Origin of the sequence: Streptomyces sp. NPDC059582 (assembly GCF_042735715.1) — a bacterium.
GTDB lineage: Bacteria > Actinomycetota > Actinomycetes > Streptomycetales > Streptomycetaceae > Streptomyces.
Map to the genome: position 1 here is coordinate 1 of NZ_JBHWCC010000082.1, position 21,598 is coordinate 21,598.

At 72.1% G+C, this 21,598-nt stretch carries 19 protein-coding genes; 10 read left to right on the forward strand and 9 right to left on the reverse strand.

Annotation, left to right across the window (positions count from 1 at the left end):
• The first annotated feature begins 244 nt into the window (after window positions 1-244).
• From ACFV0T_RS39540 to ACFV0T_RS39565, 6 genes are all read left to right on the forward strand, one after another.
• Window positions 245-1,015, forward strand: coding sequence for a DeoR/GlpR family DNA-binding transcription regulator (locus ACFV0T_RS39540; RefSeq protein WP_385789990.1), 771 nt, complete (start codon window positions 245-247; stop codon window positions 1,013-1,015).
• 111 nt (window positions 1,016-1,126) lie between these two features.
• Window positions 1,127-2,497 carry an ABC transporter substrate-binding protein gene (locus ACFV0T_RS39545; protein WP_385789992.1) on the forward strand — a complete coding sequence of 457 codons (1,371 nt, stop codon included), beginning with the start codon at window positions 1,127-1,129 and terminating at the stop codon, window positions 2,495-2,497.
• Window positions 2,494-3,432: a carbohydrate ABC transporter permease gene (locus ACFV0T_RS39550; protein WP_385789993.1), complete on the forward strand. Its 939-nt coding sequence runs from the start codon at window positions 2,494-2,496 to the stop codon at window positions 3,430-3,432. The genes ACFV0T_RS39545 and ACFV0T_RS39550 overlap by 4 nt, the downstream gene beginning before the upstream one ends.
• Entirely contained in the window at window positions 3,429-4,277 is an 849-nt protein-coding gene (locus tag ACFV0T_RS39555) for a carbohydrate ABC transporter permease (protein WP_385789995.1), read from the forward strand. The genes ACFV0T_RS39550 and ACFV0T_RS39555 overlap by 4 nt, the downstream gene beginning before the upstream one ends.
• Window positions 4,274-5,263, forward strand: coding sequence for a zinc-dependent alcohol dehydrogenase family protein (locus ACFV0T_RS39560; RefSeq protein ID WP_385789997.1), 990 nt, complete (start codon window positions 4,274-4,276; stop codon window positions 5,261-5,263). The genes ACFV0T_RS39555 and ACFV0T_RS39560 overlap by 4 nt, the downstream gene beginning before the upstream one ends.
• 173 nt (window positions 5,264-5,436) lie before the next feature.
• A complete protein-coding gene (locus tag ACFV0T_RS39565; protein WP_385790034.1) occupies window positions 5,437-6,642 on the forward strand; it encodes a TerD family protein in 1,206 nt (401 codons plus the stop codon).
• A gap of 272 nt (window positions 6,643-6,914) precedes the next feature.
• On the opposite strand, the gene ACFV0T_RS39570 is transcribed toward ACFV0T_RS39565, so the two are convergent.
• From ACFV0T_RS39570 to ACFV0T_RS39585, 4 genes are all read right to left on the reverse strand, one after another.
• The gene (locus ACFV0T_RS39570) at window positions 6,915-7,481 is read right to left on the reverse strand and encodes a TetR/AcrR family transcriptional regulator (protein ID WP_385789998.1); all 567 of its coding nucleotides are present in this window, start codon (window positions 7,479-7,481) and stop codon (window positions 6,915-6,917) included.
• A 452-nt stretch (window positions 7,482-7,933) separates the two neighbouring features.
• Window positions 7,934-9,517 carry a TROVE domain-containing protein gene (locus ACFV0T_RS39575; protein WP_385790000.1) on the reverse strand — a complete coding sequence of 528 codons (1,584 nt, stop codon included), beginning with the start codon at window positions 9,515-9,517 and terminating at the stop codon, window positions 7,934-7,936.
• 368 nt (window positions 9,518-9,885) lie between these two features.
• The gene (locus ACFV0T_RS39580) at window positions 9,886-11,331 is read right to left on the reverse strand and encodes an alkaline phosphatase PhoX (protein WP_385790002.1); all 1,446 of its coding nucleotides are present in this window, start codon (window positions 11,329-11,331) and stop codon (window positions 9,886-9,888) included.
• A 172-nt stretch (window positions 11,332-11,503) separates the two neighbouring features.
• Window positions 11,504-12,946 carry a hypothetical protein gene (locus tag ACFV0T_RS39585; protein WP_385790003.1) on the reverse strand — a complete coding sequence of 481 codons (1,443 nt, stop codon included), beginning with the start codon at window positions 12,944-12,946 and terminating at the stop codon, window positions 11,504-11,506.
• 358 nt (window positions 12,947-13,304) lie between these two features.
• On the opposite strand from ACFV0T_RS39585, the gene ACFV0T_RS39590 reads away from it, so the two are divergent.
• Window positions 13,305-15,131 carry an endonuclease/exonuclease/phosphatase family protein gene (locus ACFV0T_RS39590; protein ID WP_385790005.1) on the forward strand — a complete coding sequence of 609 codons (1,827 nt, stop codon included), beginning with the start codon at window positions 13,305-13,307 and terminating at the stop codon, window positions 15,129-15,131.
• 25 nt (window positions 15,132-15,156) lie between these two features.
• Here ACFV0T_RS39590 and ACFV0T_RS39595 read toward each other — a convergent pair whose 3' ends face one another.
• The 5 genes from ACFV0T_RS39595 to ACFV0T_RS39615 form a co-directional block, all read right to left on the reverse strand.
• Window positions 15,157-15,888, reverse strand: coding sequence for an SRPBCC domain-containing protein (locus ACFV0T_RS39595; RefSeq protein ID WP_385790006.1), 732 nt, complete (start codon window positions 15,886-15,888; stop codon window positions 15,157-15,159).
• 13 nt (window positions 15,889-15,901) lie between these two features.
• The gene (locus ACFV0T_RS39600) at window positions 15,902-16,522 is read right to left on the reverse strand and encodes an ArsR/SmtB family transcription factor (protein ID WP_385790008.1); all 621 of its coding nucleotides are present in this window, start codon (window positions 16,520-16,522) and stop codon (window positions 15,902-15,904) included.
• A gap of 573 nt (window positions 16,523-17,095) precedes the next feature.
• Complete coding sequence (locus ACFV0T_RS39605; RefSeq protein WP_385790010.1) at window positions 17,096-17,560, reverse strand: DUF3618 domain-containing protein; 465 nt, start codon at window positions 17,558-17,560, stop codon at window positions 17,096-17,098.
• 640 nt (window positions 17,561-18,200) lie between these two features.
• Window positions 18,201-18,923 carry a hypothetical protein gene (locus ACFV0T_RS39610; RefSeq protein WP_385790012.1) on the reverse strand — a complete coding sequence of 241 codons (723 nt, stop codon included), beginning with the start codon at window positions 18,921-18,923 and terminating at the stop codon, window positions 18,201-18,203.
• The gene (locus ACFV0T_RS39615; RefSeq protein ID WP_385790014.1) at window positions 18,920-19,105 is read right to left on the reverse strand and encodes a hypothetical protein; all 186 of its coding nucleotides are present in this window, start codon (window positions 19,103-19,105) and stop codon (window positions 18,920-18,922) included. The genes ACFV0T_RS39610 and ACFV0T_RS39615 overlap by 4 nt, the downstream gene beginning before the upstream one ends.
• 112 nt (window positions 19,106-19,217) lie before the next feature.
• Here ACFV0T_RS39615 and ACFV0T_RS39620 point away from each other — a divergent pair, with 112 nt between their 5' ends.
• The 3 genes from ACFV0T_RS39620 to ACFV0T_RS39630 all read left to right on the forward strand — a co-directional run bounded on the left by ACFV0T_RS39620 (window position 19,218) and on the right by ACFV0T_RS39630 (window position 21,550).
• Window positions 19,218-19,949 (forward strand): class I SAM-dependent methyltransferase, encoded by a 732-nt coding sequence (locus ACFV0T_RS39620; RefSeq protein WP_385790016.1) that lies wholly within the window; start codon window positions 19,218-19,220, stop codon window positions 19,947-19,949.
• Between the two features lie 82 nt (window positions 19,950-20,031).
• Entirely contained in the window at window positions 20,032-20,937 is a 906-nt protein-coding gene (gene dapA, locus ACFV0T_RS39625; protein WP_385790018.1) for a 4-hydroxy-tetrahydrodipicolinate synthase, read from the forward strand.
• A 109-nt stretch (window positions 20,938-21,046) separates the two neighbouring features.
• The gene (locus ACFV0T_RS39630) at window positions 21,047-21,550 is read left to right on the forward strand and encodes a hypothetical protein (RefSeq protein WP_385790019.1); all 504 of its coding nucleotides are present in this window, start codon (window positions 21,047-21,049) and stop codon (window positions 21,548-21,550) included.
• Window positions 21,551-21,598 lie beyond the last annotated feature (48 nt).

The following is a 21,598-nucleotide window of genomic DNA, read 5'->3' on the forward strand; positions in this document are numbered from 1 at the left end:
GGCGGGCACCGAACGGGCCCGCCCGCTCCCCTGTTCGGGCATCGACGCCGCCCGCTCTCCCGTCCTCCCGCGCAGCCTCGCAGGTCCGCGGCGGGCACCGGCCCGGCGAAACGGGCCCAGGCGGGCCGTATCGGACCTGCAACAGGCCTGGTCAGCGCCGCGCACCCGCTGTACAACTTCCCCCATGGGCCGCACCGGGCCCGAACGGGCAGGGAAGTCGTAGAGGGGAGAGCGGGTGGCGGCCATGAGCGTGAAGACGGCGGAAGAACGCCAGCGGGAGATCGTGCGGGTCGCCCGCACCACCGGCTCGGTCGACGTCACCGCCCTCGCGGCCGAACTGGGCGTGGCCAAGGAGACCGTACGACGGGATCTGCGCGCCCTGGAGGACCACGGTCTGGTGCGCCGCACCCACGGCGGCGCCTATCCCGTGGAGAGCGCCGGATTCGAGACGACGCTCGCCTTCCGCGCCACCAGTCACGTACCCGAGAAGCGCCGGATCGCGGCCGCCGCGGCCGAACTGCTCGGGGACGCCGAGACGGTCTTCGTCGACGAGGGGTTCACCCCGCAGCTCATCGCCGAGGCACTGCCCAGGGACCGGCCGCTGACCGTGGTTACCGCGTCCCTGCCGGTGGCCGGCGCCCTCGCCGGGACCGGGAACGTCTCGGTCCTGCTGCTCGGCGGCCGGGTCCGCTCCGGCACGCTGGCGACCGTCGACCACTGGACGACGAAGATGCTGGCCGGCTTCGTCATCGACCTCGCCTACCTCGGCGCCAACGGCATCTCCCGCGAGCACGGTCTGACCACCCCCGACCCCGCGGTCGGTGAGGTCAAGGCCCAGGCCGTCCGCGCCGCACGGCGCACGGTCTTCGCGGGCGTGCACACCAAGTTCGGAGCGGTCAGCTTCTGCCGGTTCGCCGAGATCGGCGCGCTGGAGACGATCGTGACGAGCACGCTGCTGCCGACGGCGGAAGCCCATCGGTACTCACTGCTCGGGCCGCAGGTCATCCGGGTCTGACGGCCCGGCCCACTCCGTCCGCAGACCCGACTCACCACCCGTAGGGCGCCACCGCATCCCCACCGCGCCCCTCAGGTGCCCTTTATCCACCTATACGTCCAGGAGCGATCCATGCGAACCCAGAGCCGACGGAGGCCGCGAGCCACACTCGCCGCGGTCGCCGCAGGGACGCTGCTCGCCCCGCTGCTCTCCGGCTGCTGGGTCGGGGCGGGCGGGGCGGGATCGGGCGGCGACTCGATCAACGTCCTGATGGTCAACAACCCGCAGATGACCGAGTTGCAGAAGCTCACCGCCGCGCACTTCACCAAGGAGACCGGCATCAAGGTGAACTTCACCGTCCTGCCGGAGAACGACGTCCGCGACAAGATCAGTCAGGACTTCGCCAACCAGGCGGGCCAGTACGACGTCGCCACCCTCTCCAACTACGAGATACCGATCTACGCCAAGAACGGCTGGCTGGAGCCGATGGACGCGTACGTCGCCAAGGACCCGGCGTACGACGAGCAGGACGTCCTGACGCCGATGCGCCAGTCCCTCACCGCCGACGACGGCGAGCTCTACGGTCAACCCTTCTACGGCGAGTCGTCCTTCCTGATGTACCGCAAGGACGTGTTCGCCGCGAAGGGCCTGACGATGCCCGCGCATCCGACCTGGGCCCAGGTGGCGGACCTCGCCGCGCGGACGGACGGCGCCGAGCCGGGCATGAAGGGCATCTGCCTGCGCGGACTGCCGGGCTGGGGCGAGGTGATGGCCCCGCTCACCACCGTCGTGAACACCTTCGGCGGCACCTGGTTCGACAAGGACTGGAAGGCACGGCTGGACTCCCCCGAGTTCAAGAAGGCGACGAAGTTCTACGTCGACCTCGTCCGCGAGCACGGCGAGTCGGGAGCGGCCCAGTCCGGCTTCGCCGAGTGCCTCAACAACATGACCCAGGGCAAGGTCGCCATGTGGTACGACGCCACCTCCGCGGCCGGTTCCCTGGAGGCGACGGACTCCCCGGTCAAGGGCAAGCTCGGCTACGCCCCCGCGCCCGTCGAGAAGACCGACTCCGCGGGCTGGCTCTACACCTGGGCCTGGGGCATCCAGAAGGCGTCCCGCAACCCCGACAAGGCCTGGCAGTTCGTCTCCTGGGCCTCCGGCAAGGGGTACGAGCAGCTGGTCGGCGACGAGATCGGCTGGGCCGACGTGCCGGCCGGCAAGCGGGCGTCGACGTACGAGAACCCGGCCTACCGCGCGGAGGCCGCCGCCTTCCAGGAGATGACGAAGGAGGCCATCGAGGGCGCTCGTCCCGACGACCCCGGGGTGCAGCCGCGTCCCGCGCCCGGCATCCAGTTCGTCGGCATCCCCGAGTTCACCGACCTCGGCACCAAGGTCTCCCAGGAGATCAGCGCGGCCATCGCCGGACGCCAGTCCGTCGACTCGGCCCTGAGCAAGTCCCAGCAGCTCGCCGAGAAGATCTCCGAGGAGTACGAGGGACGATGACAGCGACGACGACGGCCCCTGTGACCACCACTCCGGTACGCACCACCCGTCAGCCCTCGGCCCGGCTGCGCGCCTGGGCGACCCGGGCCCCGCTCCTCCCCGCGCTCATCTTCATGGTCGCCGTGACCCAGCTCCCGTTCGTGGCCACGCTGGTGATCTCCTTCTTCGACTGGAACGCCCTCTACCCCAAGGCCCGTCACTTCACCGGCGTGGACAACTACCGGCAGGTCCTCTCCGACGCGGACCTGCGCCACTCGGTGTGGACGACGGTGCTGCTGACCGCGGCGGTGGTCCTGGCCAGCCTGGTCCTGGGCCTGGTGCTGGCACTGCTGCTGGACCGCAGGTTCCCGGGCCGGGGCGTGGTCCGCACCCTGCTGATCGCACCGTTCCTGGTGGTACCGGTCGCGGCGGCGCTGCTGTGGAAGCACGTGCTCTACAACCCCGAGTACGGCCTGTTCAACGGCCTGTTGCACTACGTCGGCGGCCCCCAGCCGGACTGGATCTCCAACACCCCGCTGCTGGCGGTCGAGGCGTCACTGGTGTGGCAGTGGACCCCCTTCATGATGCTGATCCTGCTGGCGGGTCTGCAGAGCCGGGACCCGGAGCAGTTGGAGGCCGCCCGGGTGGACGGCGCGAGCGACTGGCAGGTCTTCCGCCATCTCACCCTGCCGCACCTGCGCCGCTACCTGGAACTGGGCGCCCTGCTGGGCTCGATCTACATCGTCCAGAACTTCGACGCGGTCTTCACGATCACGTCCGGCGGCCTGGGCACGGCGAACCTTCCCTACACCGTCTACCAGAGCTTCTACCAGGCCCACGAGAACGGCCTCGCCTCGGCCGCGGGTGTCCTGGTGGTCATCGGCTCGATCGTCATCGCGACCTTCGCCCTGCGCGTGGTGTCGTCCCTGTTCCGCGAGGAGGTGTCGCGCGCATGAGCGCCACAGCCGTACGAGTACGCGGCCGCCGCAAGGGCGCCGGGCTGGGCCTGCTGGCCTGGCTGGCCGGAGTCCTGTTCTTCCTGCCCATCGCCTGGATGGCGCTGACGTCCTTCCACTCCGAACAGGACGCGGCGACGAACCCGCCGTCCTTCGGGGCCGCGCTGACGCTGGACGGCTACCGGGAGTTCTTCGGCACCGGCGGCGGGGCGAGCCCCTGGCCGGCGCTGATCAACTCGACGGTGGCGTCGGTGGTGTCGACGGCGCTGGTCCTGGCGCTCGCGCTGCCCGCTGCGTACGCGCTGTCGATCCGCCGGGTGCGCAAGTGGACGGACGTCCTGTTCTTCTTCCTGTCGACGAAGATGCTGCCGGCGGTGGCGGGCCTGCTGCCGATCTACCTGTTCGCCAAGAACGCCGGAATGCTGGACAACATCTGGCTCCTGGTCATCCTCTACACGTCCATGAATCTGCCGATCGCGGTGTGGATGATGCAGTCGTTTTTGGCCGAGGTGCCGGTGGCGGTGATCGAGGCGGCGCGGGTGGACGGCGCGCGACTGCCGACGGTCCTGACCCGTGTGGTCGCCCCGATCGCGCTGCCCGGCATCGCGGCGACCGCCCTGATCTGCTTCATCTTCAGCTGGAACGAGCTGCTGTTCGCCCGGGTGCTGACCGGCGTGGCCGCCGAGACGGCCCCCGTCTTCCTGACCGGCTTCATCACCAGCCAGGGCCTGTTCCTGGCGAAGGTGTGCGCCGCGTCGCTCGTCGTCTCCCTGCCGGTGCTCGCCGCGGGGTTCGCCGCCCAGGACAAGCTGGTCCAGGGCCTGTCGTTGGGAGCCGTGAAATGAAGGCCGCCGTCATCGAGTCCGTGGGCCGGGCCGTCGTCACCGAGGTCCCTGACCCGACGCCGGGCCCGCGGGAGGTCGTCGTGGAGGTCGCGGCCTGCGGCCTGTGCGGCACCGATCTGCACATCCTCCAGGGCGAGTTCGCGCCCAAGCTCCCGATCGTGCCGGGGCACGAGTTCGCGGGGCAGGTGGTCGGGGTGGGCACCCAGGTCACCGAGGTCGCGGTCGGCGACCGGGTGGCGGTCGACCCGTCCCTGTACTGCCACGAGTGCCGGTACTGCCGTACAGGCCACAACAACCTCTGTGAGCGGTGGGCGGCGATCGGCGTGACGACGGCCGGCGGCGCGGCGCAGTACGCGCTCGCTCCGGTGGCGAACTGCGTACGGCTGCCCGAGCACGTCCGTACCCAGGACGCGGCGCTGATCGAACCGCTGTCCTGCGCCGTGCGCGGCTACGACGTGCTGGCCTCCCGCCTCGGCGCCCACGTCCTGGTCTACGGCTCCGGGACGATGGGGCTGATGATGCTGGAGCTGGCGAAGCGGACCGGGGCGGCGAGCGTGGACGTGGTGGACGTGAACCCGGCCCGCCTGGAGACGGCGCGCGGCCTCGGCGTCTCGGGGTCCGCGGCGAACGCGGACGAGCTGGACCGTCCCCAGGGCTGGGACGTGGTCGTCGACGCGACGGGCAACGCCGCCGCGATCCAGGACGGGCTGGACCGGGTGGCGAAGGCCGGAACCTTCCTCCAGTTCGGGGTCGCCGACTACGCGACCCGGGTCACCGTCGACCCGTACCGCATCTACAACCAGGAGATCACGATCACCGGTTCGATGGCGGTCCTGCACAGCTTCGAGCGGGCGGCGGAACTCTTCGCGAACGGGGTGCTGGACCCCGACGTCTTCATCAGCGACCGCATCCCCCTGGACCGCTACCCGCAGGCGCTGGAGCAGTTCGCGGCGGGGGTGGGCAGGAAGATCGTGGTCGTGCCGTAGGAGGGACTCCCCCGTAACGGGACCTGGCGGGACGGGGCGGGCTCCCCCGTAACGGGACGGAGCAGGCCGGGGCGGCGGGGGCGAGAAGGACACCCCCGCCGCCGCGCTACCCGATTGGCCGCCAGGTAAGGGAACGGTAAAGCGGCCCCGCTCGTTCACCCGGCATGACAGCTATGACACCCGGCTCGAACATCCCTCTGTCGGCCGCCCGCGTGACGGTGGACGTCGCCGCCCCGGTGCGGCTCGACGTATCGGGCCTGCTGCTCACCGCCGACGGCAAGGTGCGCTCCGACGACGACTTCATCTTCTACAACCAGCCGAGCGGACCGGGCGTGACCTACCGCTCGGGCGGCGGCGCGGCCCCCGACGCGATCACCGTCGACACCTCCGCCGTCCCGCCGGGCATCGAGAAGATCGTCATCACCGCGAGCCCGGACGGCGCGGGCCAGACCTTCCAGGGCGTCGAGCCCACGGCCACGATCCGCAACGCGGACGACAACAGCGTCCTGGCCACGTTCACGCCCCCGCAGCTCGGCACCGAGACGGCCCTGGTGGTCGTGGAGGTGTATCTCCGCAACGGCGCCTGGAAGGCCCGCGCGGTCGGCCAGGGATACGCCGACGGTCTGGCCGGCATCGCCACCGACTTCGGTGTGTCGGTCGAGGAACCGGCCGCCGCCCCGGCCGCCCCCGCCCAGCCGGCCGCCCAGCCGGTCGCCCCGGCGCCGCCCGCCGTGCAGCCGCAGGCCGTCCCGCCCGTTCCCCCGGTGCCGCCCGCGCCGCCCGTCGCCGCGCCCGGCACCGGGAAGATCAACCTCGACAAGGGCCGGGTCAGCCTCCAGAAGAACCAGACCGTCTCCCTGGTCAAGGGCGGCCGCCCGCTGCTCTCCCAGGTCAAGATGGGCCTCGGCTGGGAGCCCGCGTACCGCGGGAGCGACATCGACCTGGACGCGTCGGTCATCGCCTTCGGCCCGCAGCGCAACCACATCGACAGCTGCTACTTCGGCAAGCTCTCCATCGTGAACGGCGCCATCAAGCACTCCGGTGACAACCTCACCGGTGAGGGCGGCGGCGACGACGAGGTGATCGTCGTGGACCTCGGACGGCTGCCGCAGGAGGTCACCGGCCTGGTCTTCACGGTCAACTCCTTCTCGGGCCAGAAGTTCACCGACGTCGCCAAGGCCTACTGCCGCCTTCTGGACGCCGCGAGCGGCGAGGAACTCGTCCGCTTCGACCTCACCAACGCCGAAGCGCAGACGGGCGTGCTGATGGCGAAGCTGATCCGGCAGTTCTCCGGCGAGTGGGAGATGACCGCGATGGGCGACTTCGTCAAGGCGCGCACCGTACGGAACATGGTGAAGCCGGCGGCCCAGTCGCTCTAGGACGCGTTTCGCGAGTAGCGTCGTCCGCCCGGAGGGCGGGGCCCGCCGCGTCCGGCGGGGTGCATCGCAAGGCGGAGGGTCGTCCGCTTACCGGGCGGGCGTACGCGGACGACTCCGACAACGCGGCGCCGTGCCAGGCTTCGCGGGCCGGACGGAACTTTCGAAACAGGCCCTAGCCCTCACTGCCCCGCACGGGGCACACAGTGGCCGGGGGCTCGGCCGGGTGTCGTACGAGCCCCTTCCACCGCCCGCGTGCGGGGTCCCCGGACCACCTACGCCCGCAGTCCCTCCGTCAGCAGCGAGACATAGCGGCGGATGGCGTTCCCCTGCCCGTCGGCCAGCTCAGACGCCGTCGCCACGCCGTGGGCCAGTCGCAGGACCTCGACCGGCTCGATGTCCCGCCGCAGGGTGCCCTCCTCCTGCGCCGCCTCGACCAGCCGCGTCGCCGCACCCCGCACCGAGGTGGCGCACGCCGTCACCGTGGCCGAGCTGCCGTCCGTGACCGCCGACCCCAGGAGGGTCTTCAGGCCGCGCACCTGGATCGCGCCGACGCACAGCTCGTTCAGCCACTCCACCAGCGCCTCGCCCGGGGGCAGTCGCCGCGCGAGCTCGTCGGCGCGTGCCGCCAGCGCCTCGATGCGGTCCACGTACGCGGCCTCCAGCAGCGCCTGCCGGGTCGGGAAGTGACGGTAGAGCGTGCCGGATCCGACCCCCGCCCGCTTGGCGATGTCGTCCAAAGACGCGCCCTCCCCATGCTCGGCGAAAGCCTCCGCCGCCGCCTTCAGCAACCGCTCATAGTTGCGCCGAGCGTCCGCGCGCATGGGCTTGACCTGCGTCATCCAGTTACTCCTTGCAGACCGGGGACACTCTCCGCGTCTTGTCGAGGGCTGGACGGAGACAGTCCCCCGCTTGATTCCGCGGGCAGCCCTTGCTGCCCGCATGGTCCATCACATCACCCGGGGACACCAGACAGGGAGCACTCCATGTCCACCCGGTCCACGTGGTCGCTGATCGCCCCGGCCGCACTCCTGGTGGCGGCGCGCGTCATCGAGGGCAGGGCGGCGGACCGCCCGAAACGGCCGGCGCGGCGTGCCGTACACGTCGAGCACAGGCTGTCCGCCCGTGCGGGCGTTCGGCACCGGCACCGGCACCGACACCGACACCGAGGCTGACTCGTGGCACAGGCACCGACTCCGGCACTGGCACTGGCACTGGCACTGGCACCGGTACCGGTACCGGCCCCGGCACGGACAAGGCCGTGGCCCGCACCGGAGCGCGGGCCACGGCCGGTTCAGCGGGTCCAGGGCCAGTCGGCGTCCCTGGCCGCCTCGAGCAGAGGCACCATCCGGAAAGCCGCGTCCGAGAGGCCGCCGAAGGTGTGCCGGTTGCCCGTCCCCGAGGGGCCGTGGCCGGCCCGGTATCCGGCCAGGTTCCAGGTGTAGACCGGCACGTCCGCCGGGACCTGCTCGGTCGGGTCCCCGTCGCGGCTGTACGCGTACTGCTCGTCCGTGACGATCAGCACCCGGTCGTGCCGCTTGTAGTGGCGGCGCACCGCCGCGGTGGTGTCGGTGCCGCCCAGGTCGCCGAAACGCTCCAGGACCTTCAGCACCGACTCCCCGGTGCGGAACCTCACCCGGCTGCTGCTCGTGCCGAACTCGACGAGATCCGCGTCCGCCGCCCGCAGCGCGAGCGCCGTACCGAAGATCGCCGCCGCGTCGGCCCGGTTGAGCTCCGAGCGGTCGGACAGCCGCGAGTAGAACATCGAGCCCGAGCGGTCCACGAGCACCAGGGTGCGGCCCGGCAGCGCGGGCACGTTGGCCAGCGAGTGGCCGAGCGCCTGCTCCAGCGGGTACGACCAGCGCAGCGACGGCGCGTGCTGGTACGCGGCGAGGTACCGGAAGGGGAACTGCCGCGAACGTGCGACCTCCGCCGGGTCGCTGATCCGCGCGGCGACCTCGGCCGCCACCTCGTCGCCGACGCCCGCCTGGTCGAAGTTGCGCAGGTTGCGCGTCAGCGCCATCGCCCCCATGGACGGAATCACCGCCTCCCAGGCCTCCTTGTCCATCGGCCCCTGGAGCCAGCCCGCCAGCGCCTCCCACGTCATCCCGGCCTCCGCGAGCCGCTCGGCGCCGCCCTCGGAGGTGACCACCGCGCGCCGCTGCGCCACCGGCAGCGCCATCAGTTCGCGGTGCGCGGTCAGGACGCGGTTCGAGGCGGGCGGCACGGCGGTGTCCGGGTGATGCCGGCGGTCGAGGGCGTACTGGAACAGCTCGCCCTGCCACGGCTTGTCCGGGTCAGGGGCCGCGTGCACGAGGTTGAGGATGTCGCCGAAGCGGTAGCCCTTGGACGCGGTGTCGTACTTCAGCAGCGACCTGCCGCTGTAGAGACGTCGTACGGCGTCGGCGATGCCGCGCTTGACGGGCTTCGGGACGTTGCGGCCGTACGCGGAGGTCCAGTACGCGAGCAGCTCGCCGGGCTCGTCAGGGCGCTGGAGTACGGAGGCCACGACCTGCCGGTTCGACGGGCCGTCGGTCGCGCCGGCGTCCAGCCGCGCCTTCACGTACTCGGCGGCGCCCACGACCGAGGCGCTACGGAGGTTTCCCTCACCGCGCAGCCAGCCGAGCAGTCCGGCGGTCCAGGCCGGGTCGCTGACGGCGAGCTCGCGCACCAGGCGCGCGAAGCGGTCGTCACGGCCGGCGCCGGACTCGTAGAAGGTCTGCTGGGAGACGAAGTGGGAGACGGCGAGCAGGAAGAGCTCGGAGCGCGCGTCGCGCTCCTGGCCCCGGCCTCCCTGGTGGGTGCGCAGCACCCGTCCCGTCGACGTCACCCGCGAGGCGGGCTGCGCCTTCGCGGTGCGGACATTGAATCGCGCCATGGTGAATTCCCCCGAATTCCGCTACGACTTTTCAGTCGTGTTCCGGAGGGAGGCGCAGCAGAAGGAGAGTGCCCGAGATCAGGGGTCGACGACGGACTTTATTCAGATGCTCTGCCGATTGAGCTACACCGACCCGAGGTCGATGACGGGACTCGAACCCGCAACCTTCCGATCCCTGAAGTAACCGTTGCCTGCGCACCGGGCACCCACCATGAGCTGCGCCTCCCGAGATCAAGTCGGCGGCGGCATCGGATTCTTTGGAAGAGAAGTAGCCGCCGCCGTCGCACCGGGAGGTGCGTGACGTTGTGATCTCACTGTAGGAGGCGCAGCTCGGGGCGAGCGAGCGAATTAAATGCCGCTCCCGGTCTTTATCGCTTGTGCCGCTTCCAGGGCCCCGTGATGGCCAGCATGATGCCGGGGGTCTGGATGTTGGCGAACAGCGTCCTTCCGTCGGGCGAGAAGGTGACGCCGGTGAACTCGCTGTACTCGGGCTTCTCCGCGGTGCCGATGTTCAGCTCGTTACGGGCGATGGGGTACGTCCGGCCGCTGTCGGTGGCGCCGAACAGGTGCTGGACGCCCTCGCCGTCCTCGGCGATGACGAGACCGCCGTACGGGGAGACGGTGATGTTGTCGGGGCCGTCGAAGGCGCCGTCTACGGACGGGTCCGGGTTGACGCCGATCAGGACCTTCAGGGTGAGGGTGCGGCGCTTGGGGTCGTAGAACCACACCGCGCCGTCGTGCTGGACGGGGCTCTCGGTGCGCGCGTACGAGGAGACGATGTACGTGCCGCCGTCGCCCCACCACATGCCTTCGAGCTTGCGGGCGCGGGTGACCTCGCCGGTGCCGAACTGCTTGCGCACCGAGACCGTCTTCGCGTCGCGGTCGGGGACGTCGACCCAGTCCACCCCGTACACCGTGCCGATCCTGGTGGCGCGGGAGAGGTCGTCGACGAACTTGCCGCCGGAGTCGAAGCACTTGAAGGCCTGGAGCACGCCCGCGTTCTCGGCGAGGTGGCGCAGCTTGCCGTGGCCGTGGCAGAAGTCCTCGGGCGGGGTCCAGCGGTACAGCAGGCCGTTCGGGTTGGACGCGTCCTCGGTGAGGTAGAGGTGGCCGCGCTTGGGGTCGACGACGACGGCCTCGTGGGCGTAACGGCCGAGTGCCTTGATGGGCTTGGGGTTGCGGTTGGCGCGGCGGTCGGCGGGGTCGACCTCGAAGACGTAGCCGTGGTCCTTGGTGAACCCGTTGGTGCCGGTCTTGTCCTCGGTCTCCTCGCAGGTGAGCCAGGTGCCCCAAGGGGTGTTGCCGCCCGCGCAGTTGGTGGCGGTGCCCGCGATGCCGACCCATTCGGCGACATGGCCGCCGGGGCGGATCTCGACGACCGTGCAGCCGCCGGCCGCGGCCGGGTCGTAGACCAGGCCCTCGGTGAGCGGCACCGGGTGGGGCCACTGGGCGCGCGGGCCGGCCAGCTCGTGGTTGTTGACGAGGAGGGTGGTACCGCGAGGACCGTCGAAGGTGGACGTGCCGTCGTGGTTGGAGGGGGTGAACTCGCCCGATTCCAGCTTGGTCCGGCCGCTGTAGGTGATGACGCGGTACTTGAAGCCGGCGGGCAGCGCGAGCAGGCCCTCGGGGTCGGGGACCAGCGGTCCGTAGCCGACCCCGCCGTGCGCGTCCGCCGACGCCTCTCCGACGCTCTCGGTGTCCGTGGAGGCGAGGGCGTTCGGCGCGGTGGCGAGGGCGCCGACGCTGCCCGCCAGCGCGACCCCGGCACTCGTGATCGCGGATTTCCTGGCGAAGTCCCTGCGGCTGAGCGACATGGTGTCTCCTGTGACGGTGGGTGTGCCGTGGAGGGTGGCGGTCGCGGTTCCGCGACACCGTCCCGCCCTCGCCTGAACGGGAGTTGAACACCGGGCGACCGAAGCGCACCGCGTTCCATGAATCCGTATGCTCCCGCCCCACGGGAAGCAAAACGCGCTCAGCCGTCGGCGCTCAGCCCTGTTGCTGCGAGCGCGCCTTGAACGCCGCCTTCCGGGCCTCCTTGGCCACCTTCTTGTCGGGGTGGAGGCGGCCCATCGCCTCCAGCACGTCCGCGGTGGCCGGGTGGTCCACCCGCCAGGCGGCGGCGAAGAAGCCGCCGTGCTGCTCGGCGAGTCCCTCCACGAGGGCCTGGAGTTCCTCGGAGTTGCCCTCGGCGGCCAGTTGCGCGGCCACCGTGTCGATGGTGAGCCAGAAGACCATGGCCTGCGACGGCACGGGCACGTCGGAGGCGCCGTGCTCGCTCAGCCACACCCGGGCGAGACCGCCCAGCTCGGCGTCGTCGAGGACCTCCCGCAGCGCCGGTCCGGCCTCGGTGCCGACCAGGGACAGCGCCTGCTGGCAGCGCAGTCGCCGCAGCGGCGCGCCGGCGTCGGTACCGCGGGCCGCCGCGAGCAACTCCCGTGCCGCGGCGAGGGGTTCGCGGTGCGCGAGCCACTGCTCGGTCTCGGCGTGCGCCGCCGCGGGCGGGAACCCGGCCGTCCCGTCGAGCAGTGCGTCCGCGCCCTTGTCCGAAAGTTCACCCACGGCGGGGGCCTCGAAGCCGGCCTCCAGCAGCCGCGTGCGCACTCCGTACCGACCGAGGGGGGTGAGGCGGACCATGCCGTACCGGGCGACGTCGGCCTCGTCGAGCTGCGCGGGGGATTCCGCGACGACGTCGTCGGTGTCCGCCATGAGCGCCTCGTCGACCGGCTGGTACTCCACCAGCCCGACGGGCTCCAGCAGCCGGAACTGGTCGTCCAGCCGCATCATCGCGTCGGACACCTGCTCCAGCATGTCGTTGGTGGGCTCGCCCATGTCGTCGGGCACGAGCATCGACGCGGCGAGCGCGGGCAGCGGCACCGGGCCGTCGCCGGGGCCGCCCTCGCTCACCGTCAGCAGGTACAGGTTGCCGAGGACGCCGTCGAGGAACTCGGCCTCGGCCTCCGGGTCCCAGTCCAGCCCGGCGAGATCGACCTCACCGCCCTCGTCCATCGCCGCGACCAGGTCGTCGAGGTCGGGCACGCTCGCGTCGGCCAGCACGGTCTCCAGCGCGGCCAGCCACACCCCGAGCACGTCGTGCGGGGAGCCGCCGGCGAGCAGGGCGAGGTCCTCGCCCGCCGTCACGGTGCCCTCCTCCTCGTCGACCACGTCGACGAGCCCGGCGTCCACGGCGATCCGCCAGGACTCGCTCGCCAGGGCGGCCGCGCCGTCGCCGGTCAGGCCGAGGGTCTCGGCCGCGGCGGGGAGCTGTTCCTCGACGAGCGCGCCCCCGGCGTCGACCCGGGTGTCGGGTCCGGCCCAGCGGGCGAGCCGGGCGGCCCGCGAGAGCAACGGCGTGGACAGGGCGTCCCGCGCCAGCTCCGCTTCGGGGTGCAGCCGCACCGGCGGCAGGGAGGAGCTGGAGCTTTCTGACATCGGCTGGTTCTCCTAGGGCGCCTTGACGGCCGTACGCATCACGGTTCGACCACTCAGCCTAGACGGATTTCCACCCATGCCGCCCGGTTCATCTGCTCGCCGGTGGCCGCGCCTGGCCGAAACCTTGACAACTGGCGTGAGCAGGCAGGAGATTGACGCGCGTAGATGTCCAGCGGACACTTGTTCACCGGAATTTCTACGCGCGTCGCCGCCCCTGAGGGTCGCGGCCCCACGACGTTCCACGTTCGACCGACGTTCGACCCACGTGCCACCCGTGTTCCACCCACGTGCACGTTCGACCCACGTGCCACGTGCCACCCACGCCCCGGCGCTCACGTATGTCCCCGGAGGGATCCCGTTGCCGAGCAAGTCCTCCGCGCGCTTCGCCGCGCTCACCGTCGCCGCCCTGTGCTCCGCGGCCTCGACCGTCGTCCTCAGCTCGCCCGCGCACGCGGACGCGGTACGCGTCCATGACATCCAGGGCACCACCCGCACCTCCCCGTACGCCGGTCTCCAGGTCACGGACGTGCCCGGAATCGTCACCGCCGTCCGTACCTACGGCTCGTCCAAGGGGTTCTGGATACAGGATCCGAACCCGGACGCCGACCCGGCCACCAGCGAAGGCGTGTTCGTCTTCACCGGTTCCGCCCCGAAGGTCGCGGTCGGTGACGCCGTCACGGTCACCGGCACCGTCTCGGAGTACGTCCCCGGCGGCGCCTCGACCGGCAACCAGACGCTGACCGAGATCACCAAGCCGACCGTCACCGTCGTCTCCGGCGGCAACGCCGTCCCGGCCGCCACGGTCGTCGGCGCGCGGTCCGTGCCGGACGCGTACACCCCCCCGGGCGACAGCGCCGCGGGCGGCTCGATCAACGGGCTGGCCCTGAAGCCGCGGAAGTACGCCCTGGACTTCTACGAGTCCCTGGAGGGCATGACCGCCCGGGTCTCCGACACCCGCGTGGTCACGGCCACCGACCCGTACAGCGAGCTGTGGGTCACGGTGAAGCCGCACGAGCACGTCAACCGCCGCGGCGGCACCGTCTACGGCTCCTACGACGCGCAGAACACCGGCCGCCTCCAGATCCAGTCCCTCGGCGCGACCGCCGACTTCCCGGTGGCGGACGTCGGTGACACGCTCACCGGCGCCACCAGCGGCCCGCTGGACTACAACCAGTTCGGCGGCTACACCCTCGTCGCGAACGAGATCGGCACCCTGAAGAGCGCCGGACTGAAGCGCGAGACGACTCGGAAGCAGTCGCGCGGCGAGCTGGCGGTGGCGACGTACAACGTCGAGAACCTCGACCCGGGGGACGCCACCTTCGAGGAGCACGCCGCCGCGATCGTGAACAACCTCAGCTCGCCCGACATCGTGTCCCTGGAGGAGATCCAGGACGACAACGGCGCGACGGACGACGGCACGGTCACCGCCGACCGGACGGTGACCAAGCTGACCGACGCGATCGTCGCGGCGGGCGGCCCGGCCTACCGGTGGCGCTCCATCGACCCGGCGAACGACACCGACGGCGGCGAGCCCGGCGGCAACATCCGCCAGGTCTTCCTGTTCAACCCCGAGCGGGTCTCCTTCACCGACCGTGCGGGCGGCGACGCGACCACCGCCGTCGGCGTCACGGAGGTGCGCGGCAAGGCACGGCTGACGGCGTCGCCCGGCCGGATCGACCCGACGAACCCGGCCTGGGCGAGCAGCCGCAAGCCGCTGGCCGGCGAGTTCGTCTTCCGGGGCAGGACGGTCTTCGTGATCGCCAACCACCTCAACTCCAAGGGCGGCGACCAGGGGCTGACCTCGCAGTACCAGCCGGTCGCGCGGAGCTCGGAGACCCAGCGCCACCAGCAGGCGACGCTCGTCAACGCCTTCGTCAAGGACATCCTCGACACCCAGAAGAACGCGGACGTCATCGCCCTCGGCGACATCAACGACTTCGAGTTCTCCGGCACGGCGAAGATCCTCGAAGGCGACGGCGAGCTGTGGTCGGCGATCAAGTCGCTGCCCCGGAGCGAGCGTTACACCTACGACTACCAGGGCAACCAGCAGGTCCTGGACCAGATCCTGGTCAGCCCGTCGATCCGGCGGGGCTGCCACTTCGAGTACGACAGCGTGCACATCAACTCGGAGTTCCACGACCAGATCAGCGACCACGACCCGCAGGTGCTGCGCTTCGAGCCGTAGCCCGCACCGCCCGGGTGCCGCCGGCTCAGGACCGGTCGAACACCCCGTCCAGCCAGTTCTGCCAGGAGGTCTCGTCCGCCTTGGCGTCGGCGCCCGGCGCGAAGTCGTGCACGGAGATGCCGACCGGCGCGCCCCAGTGGTTGCGTCCGAAGAAGCGGATGAGGGCGTCGTCGGTACGCAGTCCGAGGAAGTACGGGTTTCGGTAGTCGACCACGGCGTCGAACTCCCGCCCGGCCGGCCCGCGGGCCGCCACCCGCGCGCCCTGGGCCGTGTCCTCGGCGAGACCGAGGGCACGGCCCACGGCGGCGAACGCGTCGGCGGCCGTGGACGCCCCAGGGCCGTTGAGCGTCGCGAAGGCGACCAGGCGGCCCGCGAAGTGCGTCAGGTACTCACGCAGGGTGTGCAGGTAGAAGTCGGTGTGCTTGCTCGCCCCGTCGTACTGGTTGTCCCAGTCGTCGGTGAAGATCCCGCTGTGCACGTACCGCACCCAGGCCCGCCGGCCGCCGTCGCGCGGCTCGATGGTGTTGTCGAGCTGGTTGAGGCTCTGCGTCGGGAAGCCCACGTCCTCGCTGCGTGAGGTGAGGCGGTGCGGCGGGTCCCAGTTCGTGAGCGTGGACCCGAAGGGGCCGGTGCCGCTCTCGCCGTCGAACTCCATCGGCCACAGCCAGCCGCCGGTGCCATGGGTGAGACCCTCCCACACCTCCTCGGGCGTGGCGTCGACCTCAAACTCGCGGACGATCTCGAATTCCTTGGACATCACTGACTCCTGGCTACTTCTGGTCGATTTCCGGGGTGGCGGCGGGGGGCTGCGGTCGGACCGTGGGATGGAGGGCCACGACGATCCGGTGGTCACGGCCGTCCTCGGCCTCCGGGGCGTCGTACTTACGGATCAGGGCGCTGACGCCCGCTGTCAGCTCCTCGACGAACGCTGCCCGGTCGGCGGCCGAAGCGAAGCGCACCTCGCCGTCCAGCGCGTAGGTCGCCAGCCGTTTGCGGGCCTTCGTCGCGCCGGTGATCAGCGAGCCGACGTCCCGGACCAGCCGGGCGCCGAGGGCGAGCATCCAGCGCGCGGAAAGCTGATCACGGAAGCGGTCCGGGTCCGGCTGCACGGCGGCCAGCGCGAGGGGCGAGATGACGTACGACGCCGCCGTCGCCCGCATCAGCCTCTCGGTGACATTGCCCTTGCGGCGCTCGCCGGCCAGCTCCACCAGGCCGTGCCGCTCCAGGGCCTTGAGGTGGTAGTTCACCTTCTGCCTGGCCAGCCCGACCTGACCGGCCAGCATGGCGGCCGAGGCGGGCCCCGCGGCCAGCTCGGCGAGCAGCCTGGCCCTGATGGGGTCCAGGGACACGGCTGCGGCCTCGGGGTCCTCGATCACGGTGACATCCAGCATGCGCCCACCGTCTCACCGAAAACTTTTTTTGTCCAGGCGGTTGGATTGTTCGGTGGGGGTGGATCGGCGAGGGGTTCGGCTGGGCGGGGTGGCGCGCGCGAGCAGGGCGCGGCCGAGCGGGTACGGTCGCGCCCTGCCCGGCGTGGCGGCGTGACGTCAGGCGGCTGCCAGGTGGTCGTCCGCGCGGGGGCCGAGCCTGCCGCAGCCGTGCCTGTGACAGCCGTGCCAGCCGTGCCAGCCGCGCCAGCCACGGTCGTCTGCGCGACGGCCGTCCGCGCCGCACCGTCGACCGTGCCGCGATCGTCTCTGCCGCAGTCGGCCGTGCGGCAGCGGTCCGTGCCACGGTCGACGGTGCGGCGGCCGTCCGTGCCACGGTCGACGGTGCGGCAGCCGGCCGTGCCGCAGTCGACCCGCGCGGCAGCCGTCCGTGCCGCGATCGTCCACGCGGCAGCCGTCCGCGCCCATGCGACGGTCGCCCTGCCGCAGCCGGCCCTGCCGCGATCGGCGCACGGCGTGGCTCGGCCCGGACCGGTTCCCCCGGTCCGGGCCGAGCCACGGTGCCGCTCCGTACCGCTACCGCGCGTCGCGCCGCCGCCTCACCACCGCGGCCGCGACGACCGCCGCCCCCGCCGCACCGACGATCAGCACCGGCCGCGGATGCCGCCGCCCGGCCTGGACGGCGGTGCGGATCGGGCCCGGAAGCACGTGATCCGCCGAGCGTCCCGCCCGGGCCGCGGTGTCCTGGAGGCTGTGTCCCGCCCGTACGGCCGTGTCCTGCGCGCCGTGTCCCGCGCGTACCACCGTGTCCTGCACACCGTGCCCGGCCTGCGCGGCGCTGCTGCGCAGTTGGACGGTCATCGCGCCGGCCCGGTCCCTGAGGTCGGCGGCACGCGCCCTCGCCCGGCCCTTGACGTCCACCTTCGCCGCCAACTCCTGTACGGTCTCGCCGAGTTGGCTCCTGGTCCGTTCGATCCGGCGGCGCAGCTCGTCGGGCCCCTCGGCCCCGGCCGCGCCTCGCGCCGTCCTGTCCGTCGTCATAGGTGGGTCCTTTCCCTGGTCTGCTCGGCATCGGCCTCGGCCCTGACATCGCCGAGGCTCTCCTCGGGCGTAGGGCGCTCTCGGCAGCTTCGGCGCGAGAGGGGCCTCGGCGTGGGGAGCGCGGCCCGGCAGGGCCCGGCACGGCCGGTCGCGGCACGGCCGGTCGCGGCCGGCAGGCCGGTCGGCGCGCGCGGCACCGGTACGTGCCACATCGGCGGAGGCGCGGCGGTGGCCGGTCCGACCGGGGCGAGCGGGCCCGCACGGGCGGCGGCGCCCCTCGGCCCGCCACCTCGCCCCGCGCACCACGCCGTCTCGACCAACTCCGCATCAGCCGGGCGCACTTCCGGCCGCGCGGGCCGGGAAGGCCGTACGGCGGTCCGCCCGACGGGTGCGACCATGGAGCGCCGCTTCCCGTCGCGCTCGTCGCGCCCGTCCCGCCCGTCGCGCAGGGGCCGGGCGTTCATGGTCCCGGTCACGATGTCCCGCCTCCTCCCGGCCGCAGAACCTTCGGGTACCCGGGCGGGGCGCGCCTACCCCGGGGTACGCCGACGGGCGCGCGGGGCACGCACGCGGACCCGGTGGGGCGGCCGGGCATCACCGCGGCAAAGTGCCAGGACGGCCCGGCACCGGGGCAGGCCTCCTACCGCGGCGGCTCCCCGCCGGACCCGCGTTCGCCCAGTCGGGACAGTTGGGTCTGGAACCAGTCGAGTCGGGCCTGCAACAGGGCTGCCTCGGCGGCGAGTTCGGGAACGCCGAGGTCGTCGGGGATGCCAGGGGCGCCGGAGCTGCCGAGGGCGCCCAGGTCGCCCAGGTCGCCCACCGGGCCGGTGCCGCCCGCGACGACGCGCAGGCCCTCACCGGCCAGCCGGGCGAACACCGCGAGCGAGAGGGACGTACGGCCGCGTACGCAGCCCGCGCAGGCCGCGGCCAGGGCGTACCAGCCGGGCCTGCCCCAGCCGGCGTCGGCGAGCGCGACCGCGACCGTGCCGCAGGCACACGGTCCGACCGTCGCCGTACGCACCCGTTGACGGGCATAGCGGAAGCCGCGTTCGAAGCGGATGTAGGCACCCAGGACGCTGACGTCGAGCAGCGCGGCCGCCCGGTGCTCGGCGGTGCACAACAGCGCCTCGGCCGTCGACCGGTCGTGCACGCAGTGGAAGCCGCAGTCGCAGCGGCGGTGCGGTGCCCGGTGCCGCAGTCCGTAGACGCAGGACGCGTCGGCCACGACTCCATACGGCAGCGCGCCGCCGAGCGACACACCGGTGAACCCGGCCCGGGTGCCGTCCTGGGACAGCACCGGGTGGGCGATCTTGAATCCGGTCGGCGGCTCCGTAGGTCGTTCCTCCGGAAGCCGCAGCCTCATCGGGCGACCGGCACCTCGTCGCCGGCGGACGTGGATGTGGACGGTGCCGCGGCCGTGGACGCGGACGCGTCGACGTCACGCATCTCCGCGGGCCGCACCGCTCCGGGGAACTCGATCTCCTCCTGCCGGACCTGCGGCCGCTCCTGCGCGACGCCGGTGGCGAGCGCCTTGCCGAGCTTCATGACGCCTCCCATGACCAGGGGTGCACGAACTGTCCCTGCCATGGTGACCCATGTGCGACCGGATTGGACACAGGGCCTCCCCAGGCGCACCGGCTCCGCGTACCGTCCCGGTATGGCTGACGAGGGCTTCCGGCATCCGCGGCTCGCGGCGATCTACGATCCGCTCGACCCCGACCGCGGCGATCTCGACACCTACGTCGGCATGGCGGAGGAGTTCGGGGCGCGGCGCGTGCTGGACATCGGCTGCGGGACGGGGGTCTTCGCGCTGCTGCTGGCCGACCGGGGAGTCGAGGTCGTCGGGGTCGATCCCGCCCTGGCCTCCCTGGATGTGGCCCGGGCCAAGCCGGGCGGCGGACGGGTGCGCTGGATCCACGGTGACGCGACGGCGCTGCCGCCGCTGCGGGTCGACCTCGCGACGATGACGGCGAACGTCGCCCAGGCCATCTCCGGCCCACAGGAGTGGCGGAGTTCCCTGTGCGGCGCGCACGCGGCGCTGCGGCCGGGTGGACGTCTGGTCTTCGAGACGCGGGATCCGGCACGGCGGGCCTGGGAGGAGTGGAACCGCGAGAGCTCGTACGGGGTGACGGACATCCCGGGCGTCGGCGCGGTGGAGAGCTGGGTGGACCTGACCGAGGTGAGCGGGCCGCTGGTGACGTTCCGCTGGACGTATGTGTTCGCGGCGGACGGGCAGGTGCTGACGTCGGACTCGACGCTGCGCTTCCGGGGGCGGGAGGAGGTCGAGGCGGATCTGAGCTCCCTCGGCTACCTGGTGGAGGACGTGCGGGACGCGCCGGACCGCCCCGGCCGGGAGCTGGTCTTCGTCGCCCGGCGACCCGGCCCCTGACCGCCACCTCTCAGCGATGCTTACCTCTACCTCGTAGAAGAATTAAGTGGAGCTTCACGATCAGCGGGTCGAGACTACTCGTATGACGAACGCCGGTTCCTCGACCCCGCCCTTCGGCCGCGCCCTGTGCGCCATGGTCACGCCGTTCACCGAGGCGGGCGCGCTCGACCTCGACGGCGCCCAGCGGCTCGCCGGGCGGCTGGTGGCAGAGGGGTGCGACGGACTGGTGCTGTCCGGGACGACGGGTGAGTCGCCGACCACGACGGACGCCGAGAAGTCGGCGCTGATCAGGGCCGTGCGCGAGGCGGTGGGCGAGCGCGTCGCGCTGCTCGCCGGGGTGGGCACCTTCGACACCCGGCACACCGTCGAGCTCGCCCGGGAGGCGGAGACGGCCGGCGCGGACGCGGTGCTGGTGGTCACCCCGTACTACAGCAGGCCCCCGCAGGACGCGGTCGAGGCGCACTTCCGGGAGGTCGCCGACGCCTCGGGGCTGCCCGTGGTGCTCTACGACATCCCCGGCCGCACCGGGACCCGGATCGAACCCGACACGATGATCCGTCTCGCCGAACACCCGCGGATCGTCGCGGTCAAGGACTGCTCCTACGACTTCCTCGGCACCCAGAAGGTGCTGTCCCGGACGGACTTGGCGTACTACGCGGGCTGCGACGAGCACAACCTCGCCCTCTACGCGGTCGGCGCCGCCGGATACGTCAGCACGGTCGCGAACGTGATCCCCGGCCAACTCCGTTCGGTACTGGACGCGTTCGACGCGGGGGAACCGGCACTGGCGGCCCGGCTCCAGCAACGGGCCACACCTCTCATCGAGTTGATGATGGCGTCGGACCTGCCCGGTGCCGTCACCGCCAAGGCACTCCTGGGCGCCCTCGGTCTCCCGGCCGGCCCGGTCCGCGCCCCGCTGCGGCCTGCCGGCCGCGAGGCGGTCGACGGACTGCTGACGGAGTACGAGCGGCTCCTGACAGCCGACTGACCAGCACGGACCGGTCGGCGTAGGGCGAGGGAGAGCTCCTCGCGCGCCTGCCCGCCCCGGCAGACAATTCTCCATGTGCCTGACCCGCGCGGTGCCGTACGGTGACCGGGTGAGCCGCCCCCTGCTCTTCCTCGACGTCGACGGCCCCCTGAACCCGTACGCCGCGCAGCCGGAGCGCCGGCCCGCCGGCTATACGACGATCCGGGTGGCCCTGCATCCGGGCAGGCCGCTGCGGGTCTGGCTGCACCCGGAGCACGGCGCGGCCCTGCTCGGGCTGCCGTTCGAGCTGTGCTGGGCCACGACGTGGATGGACGCGGCGAACCGCTGGATCGCACCGGTCGTCGGACTGCCCGAGCTGCCGTACGTCGACTTCGGCACGCACCTGTTCGCGGAGCGGCCCGACGGGGTGCACTGGAAGACCGAGGCGATCGTGGCGTACGCCGAGGGCCGGCCCTTCGCCTGGGTGGACGACGAGCAGGGCCCGGCCGACGACGCGTTCGTGGCCGCCCACCATCCCGGCCCCGCACTGCTGCACCATGTGAGCCCCAGGATCGGCCTGCGGGAGGCCGACTTCGCGACGTTGGCGGCGTTCGCGGCGGCACTGCCCCGCTGACGGAGAACGCCCTTCCGCCCCGGGGCGGAAGGGCGCTCACACGCGCGT

Excerpts from the sequence above, each read along its gene's own strand:
- ACFV0T_RS39600 (WP_385790008.1), bottom strand. The coding sequence starts at position 16,522 with ATGCTGGATGTCACCGTGATCGAGGACCCCGAGGCCGCAGCCGTGTCC.
- ACFV0T_RS39620 (WP_385790016.1), top strand. The coding sequence starts at position 19,218 with ATGGCTGACGAGGGCTTCCGGCATCCGCGGCTCGCGGCGATCTACGAT.
- ACFV0T_RS39545 (WP_385789992.1), top strand. The coding sequence starts at position 1,127 with ATGCGAACCCAGAGCCGACGGAGGCCGCGAGCCACACTCGCCGCGGTC.
- ACFV0T_RS39565 (WP_385790034.1), top strand. The coding sequence starts at position 5,437 with ATGACACCCGGCTCGAACATCCCTCTGTCGGCCGCCCGCGTGACGGTG.
- ACFV0T_RS39610 (WP_385790012.1), bottom strand. The coding sequence starts at position 18,923 with ATGAGGCTGCGGCTTCCGGAGGAACGACCTACGGAGCCGCCGACCGGA.
- ACFV0T_RS39575 (WP_385790000.1), bottom strand. The coding sequence starts at position 9,517 with ATGGCGCGATTCAATGTCCGCACCGCGAAGGCGCAGCCCGCCTCGCGG.
- ACFV0T_RS39615 (WP_385790014.1), bottom strand. The coding sequence starts at position 19,105 with ATGAAGCTCGGCAAGGCGCTCGCCACCGGCGTCGCGCAGGAGCGGCCG.
- ACFV0T_RS39555 (WP_385789995.1), top strand. The coding sequence starts at position 3,429 with ATGAGCGCCACAGCCGTACGAGTACGCGGCCGCCGCAAGGGCGCCGGG.
- dapA (WP_385790018.1), top strand. The coding sequence starts at position 20,032 with ATGACGAACGCCGGTTCCTCGACCCCGCCCTTCGGCCGCGCCCTGTGC.
- ACFV0T_RS39585 (WP_385790003.1), bottom strand. The coding sequence starts at position 12,946 with ATGTCAGAAAGCTCCAGCTCCTCCCTGCCGCCGGTGCGGCTGCACCCC.
- ACFV0T_RS39560 (WP_385789997.1), top strand. The coding sequence starts at position 4,274 with ATGAAGGCCGCCGTCATCGAGTCCGTGGGCCGGGCCGTCGTCACCGAG.
- ACFV0T_RS39605 (WP_385790010.1), bottom strand. The coding sequence starts at position 17,560 with ATGACGACGGACAGGACGGCGCGAGGCGCGGCCGGGGCCGAGGGGCCC.
- ACFV0T_RS39540 (WP_385789990.1), top strand. The coding sequence starts at position 245 with ATGAGCGTGAAGACGGCGGAAGAACGCCAGCGGGAGATCGTGCGGGTC.
- ACFV0T_RS39550 (WP_385789993.1), top strand. The coding sequence starts at position 2,494 with ATGACAGCGACGACGACGGCCCCTGTGACCACCACTCCGGTACGCACC.
- ACFV0T_RS39570 (WP_385789998.1), bottom strand. The coding sequence starts at position 7,481 with ATGACGCAGGTCAAGCCCATGCGCGCGGACGCTCGGCGCAACTATGAG.
- ACFV0T_RS39595 (WP_385790006.1), bottom strand. The coding sequence starts at position 15,888 with ATGTCCAAGGAATTCGAGATCGTCCGCGAGTTTGAGGTCGACGCCACG.
- ACFV0T_RS39580 (WP_385790002.1), bottom strand. The coding sequence starts at position 11,331 with ATGTCGCTCAGCCGCAGGGACTTCGCCAGGAAATCCGCGATCACGAGT.